The 17,333-nt window shown below is 57.7% G+C and carries 19 protein-coding genes; 4 read left to right on the top strand and 15 right to left on the bottom strand.

The window, feature by feature from the left end:
* Positions 1–127: 127 nt before the first annotated feature.
* The 7 genes from EL26_RS20290 to EL26_RS24160 form a co-directional block, all read right to left on the bottom strand.
* Positions 128–967, bottom strand: coding sequence for an SDR family oxidoreductase (locus tag EL26_RS20290; RefSeq protein WP_038093451.1), 840 nt, complete (start codon positions 965–967; stop codon positions 128–130).
* Between the two features lie 7 nt (positions 968–974).
* Positions 975–1,805: an ammonia-dependent NAD(+) synthetase gene (gene nadE / locus EL26_RS20285; RefSeq protein WP_038093448.1), complete on the bottom strand. Its 831-nt coding sequence runs from the start codon at positions 1,803–1,805 to the stop codon at positions 975–977.
* A gap of 47 nt (positions 1,806–1,852) precedes the next feature.
* Entirely contained in the window at positions 1,853–3,310 is a 1,458-nt protein-coding gene (locus EL26_RS20280) for a nicotinate phosphoribosyltransferase (protein WP_038093444.1), read from the bottom strand.
* A complete protein-coding gene (locus EL26_RS20275) occupies positions 3,307–3,870 on the bottom strand; it encodes a cysteine hydrolase family protein (RefSeq protein ID WP_038093440.1) in 564 nt (187 codons plus the stop codon). The genes EL26_RS20280 and EL26_RS20275 overlap by 4 nt, the downstream gene beginning before the upstream one ends.
* A 53-nt stretch (positions 3,871–3,923) precedes the next feature.
* Positions 3,924–4,697 (bottom strand): NUDIX hydrolase, encoded by a 774-nt coding sequence (locus tag EL26_RS20270; protein WP_038093436.1) that lies wholly within the window; start codon positions 4,695–4,697, stop codon positions 3,924–3,926.
* Positions 4,698–4,826: 129 nt separating this feature from the next.
* Positions 4,827–5,525 carry a uracil-DNA glycosylase gene (locus EL26_RS20265; RefSeq protein WP_038093434.1) on the bottom strand — a complete coding sequence of 233 codons (699 nt, stop codon included), beginning with the start codon at positions 5,523–5,525 and terminating at the stop codon, positions 4,827–4,829.
* An 85-nt stretch (positions 5,526–5,610) separates the two neighbouring features.
* Entirely contained in the window at positions 5,611–6,990 is a 1,380-nt protein-coding gene (locus tag EL26_RS24160; RefSeq protein WP_052036628.1) for a GGDEF domain-containing protein, read from the bottom strand.
* A 137-nt stretch (positions 6,991–7,127) separates the two neighbouring features.
* On the opposite strand from EL26_RS24160, the gene fadH reads away from it, so the two are divergent.
* From fadH to EL26_RS20245, 3 genes are all read left to right on the top strand, one after another.
* Positions 7,128–7,895: a 2,4-dienoyl-CoA reductase gene (gene fadH / locus EL26_RS20255; protein ID WP_038093431.1), complete on the top strand. Its 768-nt coding sequence runs from the start codon at positions 7,128–7,130 to the stop codon at positions 7,893–7,895.
* 44 nt (positions 7,896–7,939) lie between these two features.
* Positions 7,940–8,188: a hypothetical protein gene (locus EL26_RS20250; protein WP_038093429.1), complete on the top strand. Its 249-nt coding sequence runs from the start codon at positions 7,940–7,942 to the stop codon at positions 8,186–8,188.
* A 121-nt stretch (positions 8,189–8,309) separates the two neighbouring features.
* On the top strand, positions 8,310–8,990 hold the full coding sequence (locus EL26_RS20245; RefSeq protein WP_038093426.1) for a hypothetical protein: 681 nt from the start codon (positions 8,310–8,312) through the stop codon (positions 8,988–8,990).
* A 66-nt stretch (positions 8,991–9,056) separates the two neighbouring features.
* Here EL26_RS20245 and EL26_RS20240 read toward each other — a convergent pair whose 3' ends face one another.
* The 8 genes from EL26_RS20240 to EL26_RS20205 form a co-directional block, all read right to left on the bottom strand.
* Complete coding sequence (locus EL26_RS20240) at positions 9,057–9,314, bottom strand: HPr family phosphocarrier protein (protein ID WP_038093424.1); 258 nt, start codon at positions 9,312–9,314, stop codon at positions 9,057–9,059.
* Between the two features lie 70 nt (positions 9,315–9,384).
* A complete protein-coding gene (gene whiA / locus EL26_RS20235) occupies positions 9,385–10,326 on the bottom strand; it encodes a DNA-binding protein WhiA (RefSeq protein ID WP_038093421.1) in 942 nt (313 codons plus the stop codon).
* A 35-nt stretch (positions 10,327–10,361) separates the two neighbouring features.
* Entirely contained in the window at positions 10,362–11,528 is a 1,167-nt protein-coding gene (locus EL26_RS20230; RefSeq protein ID WP_081857362.1) for a YvcK family protein, read from the bottom strand.
* A gap of 7 nt (positions 11,529–11,535) precedes the next feature.
* Positions 11,536–12,402, bottom strand: a complete 867-nt coding sequence (gene rapZ / locus EL26_RS20225) for an RNase adapter RapZ (protein WP_038093419.1) — start codon at positions 12,400–12,402, stop codon at positions 11,536–11,538.
* 113 nt (positions 12,403–12,515) lie between these two features.
* Positions 12,516–14,564, bottom strand: coding sequence for a methyl-accepting chemotaxis protein (locus EL26_RS20220; protein ID WP_038093416.1), 2,049 nt, complete (start codon positions 14,562–14,564; stop codon positions 12,516–12,518).
* A 142-nt stretch (positions 14,565–14,706) separates the two neighbouring features.
* Positions 14,707–15,171 (bottom strand): 8-oxo-dGTP diphosphatase, encoded by a 465-nt coding sequence (locus EL26_RS20215; protein WP_038093413.1) that lies wholly within the window; start codon positions 15,169–15,171, stop codon positions 14,707–14,709.
* A 268-nt stretch (positions 15,172–15,439) separates the two neighbouring features.
* Positions 15,440–16,072 carry an FMN-dependent NADH-azoreductase gene (locus EL26_RS20210; RefSeq protein ID WP_038093410.1) on the bottom strand — a complete coding sequence of 211 codons (633 nt, stop codon included), beginning with the start codon at positions 16,070–16,072 and terminating at the stop codon, positions 15,440–15,442.
* A gap of 43 nt (positions 16,073–16,115) precedes the next feature.
* On the bottom strand, positions 16,116–16,817 hold the full coding sequence (locus tag EL26_RS20205) for a pirin family protein (RefSeq protein ID WP_038093408.1): 702 nt from the start codon (positions 16,815–16,817) through the stop codon (positions 16,116–16,118).
* Positions 16,818–16,977: 160 nt separating this feature from the next.
* Between EL26_RS20205 and EL26_RS20200 the strand changes: the two genes are divergently transcribed.
* Positions 16,978–17,307, top strand: coding sequence for a winged helix-turn-helix transcriptional regulator (locus tag EL26_RS20200; RefSeq protein ID WP_420802079.1), 330 nt, complete (start codon positions 16,978–16,980; stop codon positions 17,305–17,307).
* Positions 17,308–17,333 lie beyond the last annotated feature (26 nt).

The following is a 17,333-nucleotide window of genomic DNA, read 5'->3' as shown; positions in this document are numbered from 1 at the left end:
GTCCTCCTACGACGACCTCGGCAGCTACGTTTCGCATTAAAACGCATGAAAAAAATCCCCTGCCAGGCACTCAGTTCTATCGCCTGCAGGGGATTTTTTTCAGAGTCGATCTTTAAAATGTATCTCCTTACATCCTCTTCGCCACCATCCGGTCCACCAGCCGTTGCGGCAAAAAACGCAACAGGAACAGAAGCGGCTTCAACCCTTTGCCCACCGGGTAGCGCAACACCGGGCGCGGGTCTTGCAGCACCCGCGAGATCAGCGTGATCACTTCGCGCGGGTCGGAGCCGCGGTCGTTCATGGCGGCGGCGTAGGCGGCCATTTTCGTCAAAGCGGGCGCGTAGGGCGAGTCCGAGTCAATCTCGCCGCCCCGCTCGATGCCCTTCGCCCAAATGTTCGTGCGGTACGACGCCGGTTCGATCAGCACGACGCTCACCCCAAACGGGCGCATCTCATGCCGCAACGATTCGCTGAACCCCTCCAGCGCGTACTTCGACGACGTGTACGGACTCATGCCGGGAAACCCGAACCGCCCGGAGATGGACGAGATCATGAGAATCTTGCCGCTGCGGCGCTCCCGCATCGACGGCAACACCGCTTTGGTCATCGCCACCGCGCCAAAAAAGTTCGTCTCAAACTGCGCCCGATACTCGTCCATCGAAATCTCTTCAATAAAACCGCCGTGCGCATACCCGGCGTTGTTGATCAAAACATCGATGCGCCCAAGCCTCGCCAGCACGTCGTCGACCACGGTTTGCACAGCGGCTTCCTCGGTGACGTCAAGCGCTTGCACCTCCATGTCGGCGAGCGACAACCCGGCTTCGCGCACAGCCTGTTTCAACGCCGCCGCTTTGCCGAGATCGCGCATCGTGGCGACCACATAATACCCTTCCCGAAGCAACGCCACGCTCGACAACAACCCGAACCCGCTGGAGGTCCCCGTGATCAAGACGACTTTGCGATTCATGCCGGGCCTACTTCCACCACGTATCGAACACCGACACCGGCGGACGGCGTTTGTGTTCGGTTGCGAGGTACCGCTTCTCGATGATCTCGACCGCTTCTTCCGCGATCGTCTTGCCTTCCAGATAATCGTCGATCTGGTCGTACGTCACGCCCAGCGCGTCTTCGTCCGGCAGCGACGGACGGTTTTCTTCCAGATCGGCGGTCGGTTTTTTCAGATAGAGATGCTCCGGGCAACCCAGTTCCTGCAGCAACGCCCGGCCTTGGCGCTTGTTCAAGCCGAAAATCGGCGTGATGTCGGCCGCCCCGTCCCCGTGCTTCGTAAAAAATCCAGAGATCGCTTCCGCCGCATGGTCGGTGCCGATCACCAGCGTCCGCGTGTGCGCGCCGACGTCGTACTGCGCCTTCATGCGCTCGCGGGCTTTGATGTTGCCCTTGAGGAAGTCGCTGAGCGTCTCGCCGGTCGCTTCCGTGAACGAGCGGTACGACGCGTCCACCGCCGGTTTGATGTTCACCGTCACCAAACGGGACGGCTCCATCCATTTGATCGCGTCTTGCGCGTCTTGCTCGTCGGCTTGCACGCCGTACGGCAGGCGCATCGCGATGAATTCATACGTGCCCGCGCCGTGCTCCGCGTTCAATTCGTTGATCGCCAACTGCGCCAATTTGCCCGAGAGCGTCGAGTCTTGACCGCCGGAAATTCCGAGCACATAGCCGCGAACACCGGTTTTCAGAGCGTAGTCTTTCAACAGATTCACGCGGCGGCGAATTTCCGCTTGCGGGTCGATCCGCGGTTGCACGCCGAGCGTTTCGATGATCTCCTGCTGCAGGTTCGTGGTCATTCTGGTATCCACTCCTTTTTTTCTCTAGTTTTAGTGTAAATGATTGGTTATTTCTTGTCATCCGCTCCGTGGTGTTCGTGGATCAGGCGCATCTTCATGTCCCACACTTTTTGCGAGAGGTCGACGGGGTAGATTTCCGGGTTCAAGACACGCAGGTATTCCGGCCAGAACAAGTTCTTCTGCTCTTCGTGGTGCTTGCGAATCTCTTGCAGAGACGGCAGCTCATACACTTGCTCCCCGGCCACAAAAATCGGCTTGAGCAGCTCTTGCGCTTCGTACTCCGTCACAAACTTGTGGATGTAGGTGTGCACCGGGTCGAACAGCTTGATGCGGCCGCCCTCGCGCACGTCCGTTTCCGAGACCAGCGCGATGTAGTCCGCTTCCGCTTTGCCGGTTTGCTTGTTGACGATGCGGTAGACCGTTTTAAATCCGGGAGTCGTGATCTTCTCCGGGTTGCCGGAAATCTTGATCGTCGGGACGTACCCGCCGTCTTTCTCACGGGCGACCAGTTTGTAGACGCCGCCGAGCGACGGTTGGTCCGCCGCGGTGATCAACTGCGTGCCCACACCCCACGTGTTGATCTTCGCCCCCTCCGACTTCAGATGCAAAATCGTGTGCTCGTCAAGGTCGTTGGACGCGACGATTCCGACGTAGTTCAAGCCCGCATCGTCGAGCATCTGGCGCGCTTGCTTCGAGAGGTACGCGAGGTCGCCCGAATCCAAACGGATCGAGCCCATGCGCTTGCCCCGCTGCTCCATGTGCTTTGCGACTTTGATCGCGTGCGGAACGCCCGATTTCAGCGTGTCGTACGTGTCGACGAGCAGCGTGACCGTGTCCGGCAGCGCTTCCGCAAACTTTTCAAACGCTTCCTCTTCCGTGTCGTGGTCTTGCACCCACGCATGCGCGTGCGTGCCTTTGGTCGGAATGCCGAACAGCATGCCGGCACGGACGTTCGACGTCGCGTGGAAGCCCGCCACATAGGAAGCGCGCGCGCCCCAGACGGCCGCGTCCGCTTCTTGGGCGCGGCGGGTGCCGAATTCCAGCAGCCCGTCGTTTGGCGCGACTTGCTTGATCCGAGCTGCCTTCGTGGCGATCAGAGTCTGGTAGTTCATGAAATTCAGCAACGCCGTCTCGATCAGTTGCGCTTCAAAAATCCGCGCTTCCACGCGCACCAGCGGCTCGTTGGGAAACACGATCGTGCCTTCTTCCACGCTGTACAAATCCCCGGTGAAGCGGAAGTTGCGCAGGGCGTCGAGGAATTTCGGGTCGTAGTTTTCTTCCTGCTCCGCGAGGTAGGCAATCGACTCCTCGGAGAAGTGCAGGTGCTTGAGGTACTCCACGATGCGCTCCAAGCCCGCGAAGACCGCATAGCCGTTTTTGAAAGGCAGCTTGCGGAAAAACGCTTCAAAGATCGACTTCTGGTTCTCCGTTCCGTGGAACCAGTGCGCGTACATCATGTTGATTTGGTATTTGTCGGTGTGCAGTGCGAGGTCGTGGACGTTCATTTTTTGATCTCCTCCGGACTTTCCATGCCGACCACGCGGGCTCCGAGCGACCCGGCGAAGTGGCCGAGCGCCCAGTCATGGCCCGCCGGGTTGAAGCTGGCGACAGCGTCGGCATGGACGGTGATGTGGAAGCCTTTGTTATACGCGTCGACTGCCGTGTGCAGGACGCAGATGTCGGTGCAGACGCCGACGAGATGCAGTTCGGTGATGCCCCGTTCGCGGAGCTTCAGTTCCAAATCGGTGCCCGCAAACGAGCTGTAGCGGGTCTTATCCATCCAGACGATCCGGTCTCGATGCGCTTGGTACACGTCGTGGAGCTTGCCGTAGAGATCGCGTCCGGCGGTTCCCCGGATGTTGTGCGGCGGAAACAACTTCGTCTCCGGGTGGTACGGGTCGTTTTCGTCGTGCACGTCGACCGCCATCACCACATAATCTCCGTTTTGCACAAACTCCGCCGTCAGTTCAGAGATACGCCCTTCGATGGCGATTCCCGGTTCGCCGACCGGCAGACGGCCCTCAACAAAGTCATACGTATAGTCAATCACAACCAAAGCTTTCATCCCGGTTCCCCTCCCGATGGGTACAGCTGATTGGCAAAGCAATTTGGCACAACTTATTGGTAGATCGAAACTTCCGGCTCAAAGCCTGTAAAGCGGAACAGTTGGGCGTGGCGCTGCGAGTTGCGGTTGGTCGTTTTTTTCTTGCCGTTCTCGTCGAGGACTTCCTCGATCAGCCCTTGGCGGGTCTGCGTCGCCGTCACTTTGCGTTTGAAGTTCGGCTCCTCAAAACCGGGGCAGACCGTCTGGATCACTTGGTAGAGTTCCGCAATCGTAAACTCCTCCGGCAAAAACTCCCGTGCAATCGTGGTGGTCAGCATCTTGTGCCGAACGCGTTGCAGCGCGTCCTGCAAAATCTCGCGGTGGTCAAACGCCAAGTCCATGCTCTGCAACGCTTTCTCCACGGAAACAAGCTTCACATCCGCCGCATCATCCGCCGCCTTGCGCGCGGCGAGAATCTGTTCCTGCACGAGCGCAAAGTAGGCGTGCGAGATGATCCAGCCCCTCGGATCGCGGTTGGGCGTGCTGTAGACGTTGAAGTATTCGAGGTACGGCGACTGCACGCCGGTCTCTTCTTGCAATTCGCGCAGGGCACTTTGGTACAGCGTCTCTTCCGGCGTGGAAAAACCGCCCGGCAACGCCCACTTGCCTTCATCGGGCCACTTCTTGCGCTGGATCAGCAAGACTTGCAATTCGCGGCGCGGCAGGGCTTTTGTCAGCGCCTGCGCCTCTTCGGACACGATGGTAAAAATCACAATGTCACAAGGCGCTCCATCCGGCGTGCGGTATTTTTTTGCGGTATAGTTTGCGGCATTCTCAGGCGTTCCCATGCAACCACCTCAAAGGAATTGATATTGTCGTTTTGATGATATCATTATAACCATATTATCCAAAAACGTGCAACCCAAATTGCGGAAAAAAAAGACCTGCCGCCTCCTGGACGACAGATCTGCCCTTCTCTACTTCTGTTTTGCGGGTTCTCCCAACAACTCCCGGCACTTCTCAAACACTCCGTACCACATCTCCCGCGTCAAAACGCCCGTGCGGGTGTTTTGCTGGCTCGGGTGGTAGGAGACGATCAACTTCGGGACGTCCGCTCCGAAATCGTACACGGCACCGTGGTTGAACTTCAAACCTTTGACATCGTGTCCCTGTTCTTTCAACAGCGAAAGGTACTGTTTGAACGCGAGTTGGCCGAGGGCGAGGACGACTTTTCGGCCCGTGAGCAGTTCCATCTCGCGGACGAAATGCCCCCGGCACGTCCGAATCTCTTCCGTGCTCGGCTTGTTGTCCGGCGGAGCGCAGCGGACGATGTTGTTGATGTACGCCCCGCGCAACTCCAGTCCGTCATCACGGTGTGTGCCCGTCGGCTGGTTCGCAAACCCGTAGCGATGCAGCGCGTCATACAGCCATACGCCCGACTCGTCCCCCGTAAACACGCGGCCTGTCCGGTTGGCGCCGTGCGCGCCCGGTGCGAGTCCCACGATCACCAGCCCCGCTTCCGGGTCGCCGAAGCCCGGCACCGGCTTGCCCCAGTAGTGGAAGTCGAGGTATTGTTTTTTCTTCTTGGCGGCGACGTCCCGACACCAAGTCAGCAGACGCGGGCAGGACTCGCAGGAGATGATCTCCAGACTCACTTGTTCCAACTTTCCTTGCATTCCTCCGCTCTCTCCCTTCGATTCAAGTCTCGTCTCTCTAGTATACGAGATTCGAAGGTTGCGAACTTTGGGATTTTACGGAAAATCAAGAACGTCTGCGGTCGTTTGCGGCGACATCCTCGCTCGCGCTCTCGTACACGCACACTTGGTTGCGCGCTTCCTTGGCGCGGTACATCGCCAAATCCGCATGCTGCACCAAGCTCTCCACATCCAGCCCGTGCAGCGGATAGATCGCCACGCCGATCGACGTGGTCACCATCAACTCGTGCTCTTCGATCAAAAAGGGCCGCTGGATCGCATCGCGAATGGCGTCCGCCAAGCGCGTCGCTTCCTTCGAGTCCGTCACGATGGGCAAAAGCACCACAAATTCATCGCCGCCCAGCCGCGCCACCGTGTGATCCGGCTTCACGCACTCCCGCAGGCGCTGCGCCGCTTCAATCAACAGCAAATCGCCGATCGTGTGCCCCAGCGTGTCGTTGACGAGCTTGAAGCGGTCGAGGTCGAGAAACATCACGGCAAACTGACCGACCGTCGCCAAGGACGTTTCCACCGCTTCATGCATCCGTTCCTTAAACAGCATCCGATTCGGCAGCCCCGTCAACGCATCATGGTACGCTTGGTGCTTGATCGCCGCTTCGTTGGCTTGGATCTCCCGGCGGTGGCGCTCGACGATGCGCGCCACCGACGTCAGAAACGTCACGATGTAAAACGAGTACAACGTCAGCAAAAACGCCGCAATCAACAACAGGGACGTGAAGCGCGCGATCAACAGATTCGACTCCAACGTCGCCACATCAAAATCGACGCCCAAGATCCCGTCCTGACGCCCGTCCGGTCTGTAGACGGGCACATACGCCGAAATCGACTCCCCCCAGAAGTCGGTGTTCGGCTTCGATTGAAACATCCGCCGCCCGTTGAACGACTCGTCCAACTCGGCGATGTTCGGATCATACTCCGCTCCGATCGCCACCCGCTGTTCCCTTGGAGCATCAATGCTCCCATCGCGGTTGTAATCGGTCTCCGGCGCGACGATAAACATCGTTCGTCCATCCGAGGTCTTGCGCATCGTGTACAGCGAATCAATCTGCGGGTTCAACCGCATCCAGTTTTTCATCGTCTCGATCAAAAGCAGATAGTGCGGGTCGTCCGGCGAGGTTCTCGTTGTGATCTGCCAATGTCCGAGCTGCTGCAATTCGTAGGCCATCGTCGGCGCAATGCCGGCCAGCAGTTCTTGCGTGTGACGGCGTTCCACACCCTCCGCGCGCAAGACGACCAGATAGCCCAGAACCAGCGTGACCGCCGTTGCCGCAAACATCAACCTCGGCCCCCAACCCAGAATCGAGTTCGGCAAGTTCCGGCGGTGCAGGTACCTACGCATGCTGCGCCTGATCACAAAAAACGCCAGCAGGATCAGGGCGGAAAACAGCGCATACGTGCCGTTTGTCTGAAACAGCACCTCCACCATAATGGAACTATCACCTCTGATTAAATTTAACTAACAGCTTACTTCCCTCCATTATAATCTTGTTCGGGAGGAAAATGGAAGTCAGAAGCGAAATTTAGACGGAAGAGTCTACTTTTTGCCGAGGGGGTTTTTTTCAGATGAAAGACAAAGTTGTGATCGTCACAGGCGGCAGTTCCGGTATGGGCAAAGCGATGGCGCGAAAATTCGCCGCCGAAGGCGCGTTTGTCACGATCACCGGGCGCAACGTTGAGAACTTGGAAGCGGCAAAAGCGGAGATCGAGACGTTTGACGGTCAAGTGCTCTGCGTGCCGATGGACGTGCGCGATCCGGAACTGGTGCAGCAAATGGTCGACCGAACCAAGCAAACGTTTGGTCGAATCGATTATCTCGTCAACAACGCGGCGGGCAACTTCGTCGTCCCGGCGGAGAAGCTGTCGATCAACGGTTGGAATTCCGTGATCAACATCGTCCTCAACGGCACGTTCTACTGTTCGCAGGCGGTGGGTCAGCATTGGATCGAAACGGGCACCAAGGGCGCGATCACGAACATCCTCGCGACGTACGCTTGGGGGGCGGGCGCGGGCGTCATCCACTCGGCGAGCGCCAAAGCGGGCGTCATGGCGATGACCCGCACCCTCGCGGTGGAATGGGGCTCCCGCTACGGCATCCGCGTCAACGCGATTGCGCCGGGCCCGATTGAAAACACCGGCGGCATGGACAAATTGGTCATGTCGGAGAAGCACTACGCGGCGATGATGCGCTCGATTCCGATGGGGCGCCTCGGCAAACCGGAAGAGATCGCCGAACTCGCCTACTTCCTGTTCTCCGACGCGGCGGCGTACATCAACGGCGACATCATCACGATGGACGGCGGTCAGTGGCTCAACAACATGATGTTCCTCTGATTCGCATACCCTAGTCATACACGATACCAGGAGGTGGCTTTGTCATGGAGGAAGCGGAAACCAGAAGAGACCCGAAAGTGTTCCTGATCCTCGGCTGGATCTTCGCCGTCGTGACGCTGTTTTTCCTGCCGATTCTGTTCGGTCCGGCGGCGATCGTCATGGGCGCGCTCGCCATCCCGCGCGGAGCCAAGGTGCAGGGGATCTTGATTATCGTCCTCGCCATCGTCTTCATGATCCTCTCCATGTTGTTGGGCGTTCTCGCCTTCTCGTACTTCTCTTCGCACACGCCGTAGGCGCGGCAAGCCGCATTTCGGATCTGCGGGTTCTTCGGCCCGGCGCTTCATTCACCACCGCTTCGCCTCGTGCATAGGGTAGGTAGTAGCCCAACGAGTTGAACAGGAGGTGAGCAGTCGAGTGAGTACCATTGGACTGCTTGAAGGCTGGGCGGAAGGCCGACCCGTGCGCTATGTGGCAGCCGGGCTCACCCCGCTGACCTTGGCCGGGATGTACGTCCTGATCCGAGGCTACGACCCCAAAGGCGGGCCGCTTCTGCTCGCCCGTCATAAACAAATCCTCGACTCGGTGCCGGGGATGTCCGGGTACAGTTCTCTGCGCGTGGTGCACTTCGTCGAAGCCCCGCCGGAACTGCCGCCCGATTCGATCAAAAGCGTGCAGGACGTCATGCGCCGCGGACTGCGGTTGCGCACACCCGGCATGATCGTTAACGCGCCGGTCGTCGCGCTCGATGCGAAGAGTCCCGTCTACCCGGTCGTTCCGGCGTGGCACGAAGGCCAGTTGACCGGCTACCTCGACATCGGCCCGACGCCGATTCGCACAGGAAGCGTCTACCAAGCAATCCGCGGCATCGACCGCGCAACCGGCAAGGTCGTCCCCGTCCCGGATGCGAAACTGATCTTCGACATGTTGCCGAGTCACCCGATGTACAGCCCGATCTGGCGGTTGCACTATGTGCGCGTGCCGGAAGAGTTCGACGTCGACAAACTGCGCAGCGTCCAGCATATCGCCGAACACAAACTGGCAGTTCGCCCGACGACGCTGTTCCTCAACCTGCCGATCCCCGACGTCGGAGTCTAAAAAAAAACCACGTTCCCGATCACTCGATGCGGAACGTGGTTTTTTGCTGTTGCCGTTTCGGACGGATTACTGTTCGTTCTCGATCAGTTCCGCCAGTTTGTTGACCGCTTGGTCGGCGTCGTTGCCTTCTGCGCGGATCACCACTTCGGCGCCGTTGGAAATCGCCAACGACATGATGCCCATGATGCTCTTGGCGTTCACTGCTTTCCCGTCTTTCTCCACAAAAACATCGCTTGCGTACTTGTTCGCTTCTTGCACGAACAGAGCAGCCGGTCGCGCGTGCAGACCGGAACGCAAGCCAACGGTTACTTTTTTCTCTGCCACCGCTAAGGTCCCTCCTCAACGTCACTTACGTTTAGTATACCATATGAGGAAAATTTTATGACGAAAAAAGTTACTCGCCTTTATTCCCCGCTTTCACCCGTTCCGCCATGTCGTCCAGCTTGCGCAACCGGTGGTTGACGCCCGACTTCGACACTTTGCCGGGCAACATCTCCCCGAGTTCCTTCAAGTTGATGTCGGGGAACTGCAAGCGCATCTCGGCAATCTCGCGCAGTTTCGGCGGCAGGTTTTCGAGGCCGACGACTCTTTGCAAGAGCTTGATGTTCTCGATCTGGCGCACCGACGCTTCGATGGTCTTGTTCAAGTTCGCCGTCTCGCAGTTGACGAGGCGGTTGACTTGGTTGCGCATGCCCTTGACGATGCGCACGTCCTCGAAACGCAACAGCGCCTGGTGTGCGCCGATGATGTTGAGAAACTCGATGATCTTCTCCACTTCCTTGAGGTAGACCACATAGGTGTTCTTGCGGTCGATCATCTTCGCGTTCAAGTCGTACGCGTTCATCTGGTCGAGCAGCGCTTGGCTGTGGTCGAGGTCGGTGGAGGAGATCTCCAAGTGGTACGACGACCCCTCGGGATCGTTGACCGACCCGCCCGCCATGAACGCGCCGCGCAAGTAGGAGCGCTTGCAGCAGGGTTTCTTGATCAGCGCCGGGTTGATGCCGGCGATAAACGTGAGATTCTCGTTGACGATGCACAGCTCTTGGAGAATCTCCGGCGCGTTGTACGGCACGCGCATCATGTAGATGTTGTTTTTCTTCAGGCGCATCTTCTTGCGGACGAGCAATTCGGCATGGACGCCGAACAGCTCCTTGAGCAACGTATACATTCGGCGGGCGATCGCCGCATTCTCTGTCGTAACGTCCAGCGAAAAACGTTTGTTGGCGATGACGACCGCGCCGTTCATTCGGATCATCGCGGCGAGCTCCGCCCGCTTGCAGCACGGTTTGAGGTCAAGCATGGTCAATTCCTTTTTCGTGCGCGCGGCGAAAGACATGGTCGTACACCTCCTATCGAAACCGGTTCTTGGGATTATTTGCGCAGTTTGTTCGGGTCGCGGCCCATCAAAGCGAGAATCTGCTCGGAGATGCGGCGGGCATCGTGCCGGGCGTAGATCGAGTAGTGCAAAAAGTTGCGGGCGATCACGTTCAGCCCCATGTTCTGCAAGTTCCAGAGATCGGCGACCACCGGAGCGGCCTCCTTCTCCCGGTACTGGTCGACGGCGGCGGGCGGAATCGGAGCGGAGTTGACGAGGATGTAGTCAAACAGCTCCACGCCGACATGGTCGTAAATCGCTCGGACGTGGTCGGACGCGGTGTAGTGGTCCGTCTCGCCCGCCTGCGTCATCACGTTGCAGACGTAGATCTTCTTGGCGCTCGCTTCCTTGATCGCATCGGTCAACCCCGTGACCAGCAGGTTCGGCAAGATGCTCGTGTACAGCGAGCCCGGTCCGATGACGATCGCGTCCGCCTCGCGAATCGCTTCCAGCGATTCCGGCAGCGGGTCGAGATTGTTCGGATGCACTTCCACGCGCTCGATTTTCTTGTTGGCTTTGGGAATCTGCGACTCGCCTTCGACGAACGTCCCGTCCGCGAAGAACGCGCGCAGAATCACCGCCTCGCGCACGGCGGGCAACACGCGCCCGTTGACGGCCAAGACTTGCGACGACTGCTTGATCGCCGTCTCAAAGTCCCCCGCCACATCGGTCATCGCGGCGATGAACAAGTTGCCGAAACTGTGTCCCGCCAAGCCTTCTCCGCCCTTGAAGCGATACTGCCACAGCTTCTCCATAAACGGCTCCGTGTCGGAGAGCGCGACGAGACAAGCGCGGATGTCGCCGGGCGGCGGAATGTCGAAGTCGGAGCGCAAACGCCCGGACGATCCCCCGTCGTCGGCGACCGTGACGATGGCGGTGATGTCGATGTCAAACTCCTTCAAGCCGCGCAACAGCGTCGAAAGCCCGGTGCCGCCGCCGACGACGACGATGCGGGGCTTGCGTTTTTCCAGCAACATCTGCGTACGGGTGATCTGCTCATCCCGCCACCAGCCGAACGCAAGCAGGCCTGAGCCGAGCAAGAGACAGACGAGGCCGATGACCGACGATTGGCCGGGCACGCTGTGGATTCCGATGCCGGCCGCGATCAGACCGAGTCCGAACGAGCAGACGGTCCACGCGAGGAGCAACCAATAGCGCACCATCGGCGAATCAACTCTTTTCCGAATCGCGGTGAACGACGGTCGTCCATTCGCGGTCTTTGATGTGTTCGTGGAGATATTCGGCAAGCGCGACGGAGCGATGCTTGCCGCCCGTGCAGCCGATGCCGATCACGAGCTGCTGCTTGCCTTCCTTGCGAAACTGCGGGAGCAGGAAGTCCACCATGTCGGTCAATTTGCTGAGAAACGCCGTGGTGATCGGCCATTTCATCACATACTCGTACACCTCGGCATCGCGTCCCGTCTTCGGACGCAGATGATCGACATAGTGCGGGTTCGGCAAGAAGCGCACGTCGAAGATCATGTCCGCTTCGATCGGAACGCCGTGCTTGAAGCCAAACGACATGATGTCCACCTTGAGGTGCTGCTGGTCGATGTGCGAGAAGCGCTCGACGATCTGCTGGCGGAGGGCGCTGGCTTTCAAGTTGGTGGTGTTGATGATCAAATCGGCTTTGCCGCGAATGTCATCGAGCATCCGGCGCTCTTCGTGGATGCCTTCGACGACGCGGCCGTCCTTGGCCATCGGGTGACGACGGCGGGTTTCTTTGAAGCGGCGCACGATGGTCGAGTCGTCCGCTTCGAGGAAGACGATCTGGTAGTTGACGTGCCCCTTCTGTTCCAACTCTTGCAAAGCATCGAACACCGTGTTAAAAAAGTCCCCGCCCCGCATGTCGCAGACCAGGCCGACTTTGGTGACTTTGCCTTGAGACTGCAAAATCAGATCGCCGAACTTCGGAATCAAAGCCGGCGGCAGGTTGTCAACGCAGAAAAAACCGATGTCCTCCAGCGCATCGATCGTCACCGATTTGCCCGCACCGGAAAGACCCGTAATGATCAGTAAATTGATCTCCGTTTGCATGGTGTTCACCCCGCTTCACTCAGAATCCATACCTCCTAGTGTAACAGAACCACTACAGGAAAGGAAGAAAGAGCCTGCAACACGCTTGTGTGCAGGCTCTCTCCAGATGATCGTTATTCGTCTTCGTCAACCGCTTTCGCTCGTTCGGAGGTGTCTGTTTCATCAGCGTCGGCGCTTTCGGTTGCTGCGCTTTCCGCTTGGTCGTCTTCCTCCATCTCGTCGGCGACTTCCTCCACCGTCTCGATGAAGAGACCTTCGAGGTCTGCCAACGCGGCGGCGGAAGCGATCGCCAATTCCGCCGGCTGGTCGCTGTCCTCAGCGGCATCCGCCGCCTCCGTCGTGTCGAAGAACGACGTGTTGCCGTAGAGCGCTTCTTCCATTTTGAAGCGGCGCACCGAATGGTCAAGCTGTTCGGCAAGACCGGCCAGCACCAGCGCTGCCGAGGAAATTTCCTGCATGCCCGCCAATTGCTCTTGGGTGGCTGCCGAAACTTCTTCGACGCTCGCCGCCGCCTCTTCGGTGATCGCGGCGACGTCCTCGATGTTGCCGAGCACTTGCTGCGTGGATTTCGCAATGGCGTCGGTCGTCGACGCGACCGATTTGACCTGCTCCTGCATCTCTTCAATCGAAGCCAAGATGACTTCAAAACTGCGGTTGGTCTCGTTCATCGCGCGCACGCCTTCGCCGACGCGCTTGTTCGTTCCGGCGAGCGCCGCTTTCATCGTCTCCATGCCCGCTTGGGAATCGCTGACGATTTCGCGAACTTCGTTCGCTGCTTTCGACGATTGGTCGGCGAGCAGTTTGACTTCGCCGGCGACGATCGCAAACCCGCGTCCGTGTTCGCCCGCGCGCGCCGCTTCAATCGCGGCGTTCAGCGCCAGCAAGTTGGTCTGCGCGGCGATCTCCGTGATCACGTTGACGATCTCGATGATGCGGCCGAGCTGACGGTACATCTCTTCAAACGCTTCCACCGTGTCGGTGTTGGCGTCGCGGATGCCGTCGATTTGCTCCGACGTCGTCTCCAGCACTTCGCGTCCGATCGAGGCGACTTGCGACGTCTCTTCCGCCATGCCGACGATCATATCCATCGTCGTCGTGATCTCGCCGACCGCATGAGCCAACTCGTTCATCAGGTTGGCGCTGTCTTGGGAACGTTCGACTTGGCGGGACGTGCCTTCCGCCACCTCTTGCACGGTCACGGCTACCGATTGTCCGGCGCGGTTCGACTCTTCCGCCGAAACCGCCATGCGCTGCGAAGCGGCCGCGACTTGGTACGACGCTTCGCCGACTTGGCCGATGATCACGCGCAAGTTCGCGATGACCGCCGAAGTCGAAGTCGCCAGTTGCCCCAGCTCGTCATGCGCGCGAATGTTCGGGTCGACGCGCAAGTCGCCGTCTGCCAACACTTTGTTGACTTCGACCAAACGGTTGATACGCTTGAGGAAGTACCGGTTGGTGGCGAGACCGAGGGCGCCTGCGAGCAACGCGATCACGGCGATGACGATCAGCGTGATCACCCACGAAGAAACATACGTGGAATGCAGGACGCTTTTGGAGTTTTGAATGACTTGAACGTTTTTGTTGTTGATGTCGTCAAGCGTCGAGGTCAGTTTCTTGTAAGAAGCGGAGAGGTTCCCTTCCCACAGCTGAAACGCGACAACCGGGCTGTTGAGCGACTGCTCGATGACTTTGTTTTGCGCATCGGAGTAGGCTTGCCAGTTTTTCTTGAGCTCGGCGACTTTCTTCTGATCATCGTCCGTGGTCGCAATCTTCTCGTACGACTCCATGTTTTGTTTCATCTGGAGATTGAGTTTTTCCAAGGAGGTTTGCAAGACCTTGCGTCCGTCGTTCGTGTCTGTGCGGATGTAGTTCACAATCAAGCGGTCGTACTGCGAAAGCTGCACCTTCATGTCTTCGGCCAAACTCATCGCGGCCAGGTTCTCCGTCAAAGCTTTCTCCATATCGCTGTTCAGGCGCGACAATTGGACAATCGACGTGGCCCCCACCAAGACGATCCCACAAAACGTGACGAAGATGATGAGTCCAAGTTTTTGACTGAGACGCATCTTGAATCGACTGTCGATTCCTTCATAGAAGCGATCCAGCAGCGATAAGATTCCCGACTTCTTCAGGGCAGTTCGGAAGCGTTTCTTAGTAGTCATAGCTCTCCACCCCCTCCAGCCATAGAGAATAAATGTAAACTCCCATTACTTCTCTACAAGCGATTCCATTTCCTGCACGCTTACCAGCTTAAATTTTTCGCAATTCTAAAAAAGCTCACTTAATAAACATCGAGTTCGACAGTTACTTCCCGGAGTCGGGACGCCACTCGATCAGTTCATACTCCGGGGTGTAGCGGAACGTGCCGGTCACCAAGCCGCCGTCGAGAATCTTGGGCAAAAACTCCCGATCTCCCGCTGCCATCGGCCGTTGCAGCCATTCGTCCAGACCCACCCATTCCAAAATTCCTTCCTCGCATTCGCTTACCAGTTCGCCCGTGTAAGACGTGGCGGCAAACGTGAACAGCATCCAGTGCTTGACGACAACGCCTTCCTCTTCGACGAGGATCGTGAACACGCCGCGCAGCTGCGGGTCTTGCACCGTCAGTCCGGTTTCTTCGCCGACTTCGCGGATCACAGCCGCTTGGAGCGATTCCCCGACCTCCACTTTGCCGCCGGGCACCACCCACCATCCGCGGCGCGGCTTCTGCAGCATCAGCACTTGGTTTTTCATTTTATCTTCGAGTACGCAATGAACCACTGCTTGCATCTTCTAATCACCTATTTTTCAGAATAACACCGCTTCTTGAAATAAAAAAGGGGCGAGGAACTCTTTTCAAGAGTATCCTCGCCGTCTAAACACGTTCTATACATTGTAAAGGGGGGTCAATGTGATATCTACACTATAGCGCAGGATTATTTCACAGATGTTACAACCCAGTTAACAAACCGTGACAATTGTTCATAATTCGTCACAAAAAAAGCCCGGCTCACGCAACCGCGCGCTCCGGGTCCTTTTTTGTGCCTGGCAACAGGGTTTAGAAGTTTTTCGCGAGCGCTTTTGCTTGCTCGACGCCCTTCGCTTTGATTTCTTCCGCTTTGTCCGGTTGAGCCGCTTGGCCTTCTACGAACATGGATTCCAAGGAGAAGCCGAGGAAGCCGGCGATGGTAGCCAAATAGCGGTTGCCGAAGTCGAGGTCGCGGCCCGGGCCTTCGGAGTACACGCCGCCGGAAGCTTGGATGTGCAGAGCTTTCTTGCCGGACAGGAGGCCGATCGGGCCTTGTTCGGTGTACTTGAAGGTTTTGCCTGCCACGCAGATGGAGTCGATGTACGCTTTGAACACCGGCGGGAACGAGAAGTTCCAGAACGGGGTGACGAACACGTACTTGTCAGCGCCGACAAACTCGTCGACGAGTTCGTTCAGACGGGAAACTTTCGCTTGCTCGCCTGCGGAGAGGGTGGAGAAGTCCGCGCCGGAGCGCAGTTTGCCCCAGCCGCCCATGACTTCTTCGTCGATCGCCGGGATGTTCAGTTTGTACAGGTCGAGGTGGACGACTTCGTCGTTCGGGTTTGCTTCACGATAGGTGTCGACAAACGCTTGACCTGCAGTCAGACCGAAGGAATGCGCAACCGGGTTCGGGTTGGCGGTGATGTAGAGAACTTTTGCCATTGGAGATTCATCCTTTCCTGTTGGAGAAATTCAAGTGTAATAATTAGACGAGGTCGATCAACATGAATTCAACCCCGTCGGGACTGCCGAGGGTGAGGTGTTGCACGTCGGAGATTCTCGCTGCATCGCCCGCTTGCAGCAGCTCGCCGTTCAGATCGAGCGCACCGCGAATGACAAACGCATAAAAGAGCCGGTTCGGGTCTTCTGCAGCGTACTTTAAGATCTGACCTTTCTCTAAGTTAGAAAGGTAGACCGTCACGTCTTGATTCATGTGCAACGCGCCTTCCGCTGCGCGACCGGAGACGACCGGCAAGAGCGTGTTCTGCTGCTGTTCTTTCGTAAATTCCTTCTGTTCCCACGAAGGGGTCAAGCCTTGGCGGTTCGGCAAAAACCACAGTTGCAGGAAGTGCACCGGCTCTGTCTGCGAATGGTTGTACTCCGAATGGTACACGCCGGTACCGGCGGTCATCCGTTGTACTTCGCCCGGACGGAGCACGCCGATGTTGCCCATGCTGTCTTGGTGTTCCAACGCGCCTTCGATCACATACGTCATGATCTCCATGTCGGCGTGCGGATGACGGCCAAATCCTTCGCCCGCCTGCACGGTGTCGTCGTTGAACACGCGAAGAACGCCAAACCGCACGTTTTGCGGATCATAGTACTCCGCGAAAGAAAAGCTAAATCGAGACGTCAGCCAGCCGTGCTCGGCCGTATAGCGCTCGTTGGATCGAATGATTTGGATCATCTGTGTCACCCCTTGTCTATCATGTCCGTTTTTGTGTCCAAGCAACACGTTGATTTTCACTAACGAAAAGTAAGTTTCGAACTTTATGTGAGTATCATAGAGGATACCTCTACCTTTTGTCAAGGGTGTTGTGTTACACTAGGGGTAGGAGATGATGAGCATGGAACACGATCACACGCTGTGCCCGAAGTTTGAGACGGCGTTCAACCTGCTCGGGAAGCGTTGGAATGGATTGATCATTCGGGCGTTGATGGAGGGGCCGTCTCGGTTCAAGGAGATCTCCGACCTCATCCCCGGCATGAGCGACCGCATGCTCGCAGAACGCTTCAAGGAACTGGAGGCTGCGGGCATTCTGATTCGTCGTGTGTTCCCGGAGACTCCGGTGCGCATCGAATACGAATTGACCGACAAAGGCCGCGCGCTCGAGCCGATCATGAACGAAGTCCAACACTGGGCTGATAAATGGGTGGACCACAACCCGACCACCTAACGAAACGTGAAACCTACAGGAAAAAG

Origin of the sequence: Tumebacillus flagellatus (assembly GCF_000714935.1) — a bacterium.
Lineage (GTDB): Bacteria > Bacillota > Bacilli > Tumebacillales > Tumebacillaceae > Tumebacillus > Tumebacillus flagellatus.
Note: the sequence above shows the minus strand (reverse complement) of the source record. Positions and strands in the feature narration are given on the sequence as shown.

What these genes read in the sequence shown, in the direction of transcription:
- EL26_RS20290 (WP_038093451.1), bottom strand. Translation starts at nt 967, where the DNA reads ATGAATCGCAAAGTCGTCTTGATCACGGGGACCTCCAGCGGGTTCGGG.
- nadE (WP_038093448.1), bottom strand. Translation starts at nt 1,805, where the DNA reads ATGACCACGAACCTGCAGCAGGAGATCATCGAAACGCTCGGCGTGCAA.
- EL26_RS20280 (WP_038093444.1), bottom strand. Translation starts at nt 3,310, where the DNA reads ATGAACGTCCACGACCTCGCACTGCACACCGACAAATACCAAATCAAC.
- EL26_RS20275 (WP_038093440.1), bottom strand. Translation starts at nt 3,870, where the DNA reads ATGAAAGCTTTGGTTGTGATTGACTATACGTATGACTTTGTTGAGGGC.
- EL26_RS20270 (WP_038093436.1), bottom strand. Translation starts at nt 4,697, where the DNA reads ATGGGAACGCCTGAGAATGCCGCAAACTATACCGCAAAAAAATACCGC.
- EL26_RS20265 (WP_038093434.1), bottom strand. Translation starts at nt 5,525, where the DNA reads ATGCAAGGAAAGTTGGAACAAGTGAGTCTGGAGATCATCTCCTGCGAG.
- EL26_RS24160 (WP_052036628.1), bottom strand. Translation starts at nt 6,990, where the DNA reads ATGGTGGAGGTGCTGTTTCAGACAAACGGCACGTATGCGCTGTTTTCC.
- fadH (WP_038093431.1), top strand. Translation starts at nt 7,128, where the DNA reads ATGAAAGACAAAGTTGTGATCGTCACAGGCGGCAGTTCCGGTATGGGC.
- EL26_RS20250 (WP_038093429.1), top strand. Translation starts at nt 7,940, where the DNA reads ATGGAGGAAGCGGAAACCAGAAGAGACCCGAAAGTGTTCCTGATCCTC.
- whiA (WP_038093421.1), bottom strand. Translation starts at nt 10,326, where the DNA reads ATGTCTTTCGCCGCGCGCACGAAAAAGGAATTGACCATGCTTGACCTC.
- EL26_RS20230 (WP_081857362.1), bottom strand. Translation starts at nt 11,528, where the DNA reads ATGGTGCGCTATTGGTTGCTCCTCGCGTGGACCGTCTGCTCGTTCGGA.
- rapZ (WP_038093419.1), bottom strand. Translation starts at nt 12,402, where the DNA reads ATGCAAACGGAGATCAATTTACTGATCATTACGGGTCTTTCCGGTGCG.
- EL26_RS20220 (WP_038093416.1), bottom strand. Translation starts at nt 14,564, where the DNA reads ATGACTACTAAGAAACGCTTCCGAACTGCCCTGAAGAAGTCGGGAATC.
- EL26_RS20215 (WP_038093413.1), bottom strand. Translation starts at nt 15,171, where the DNA reads ATGCAAGCAGTGGTTCATTGCGTACTCGAAGATAAAATGAAAAACCAA.
- EL26_RS20210 (WP_038093410.1), bottom strand. Translation starts at nt 16,072, where the DNA reads ATGGCAAAAGTTCTCTACATCACCGCCAACCCGAACCCGGTTGCGCAT.
- EL26_RS20205 (WP_038093408.1), bottom strand. Translation starts at nt 16,817, where the DNA reads ATGATCCAAATCATTCGATCCAACGAGCGCTATACGGCCGAGCACGGC.
- EL26_RS20200 (WP_420802079.1), top strand. Translation starts at nt 16,978, where the DNA reads ATGGAACACGATCACACGCTGTGCCCGAAGTTTGAGACGGCGTTCAAC.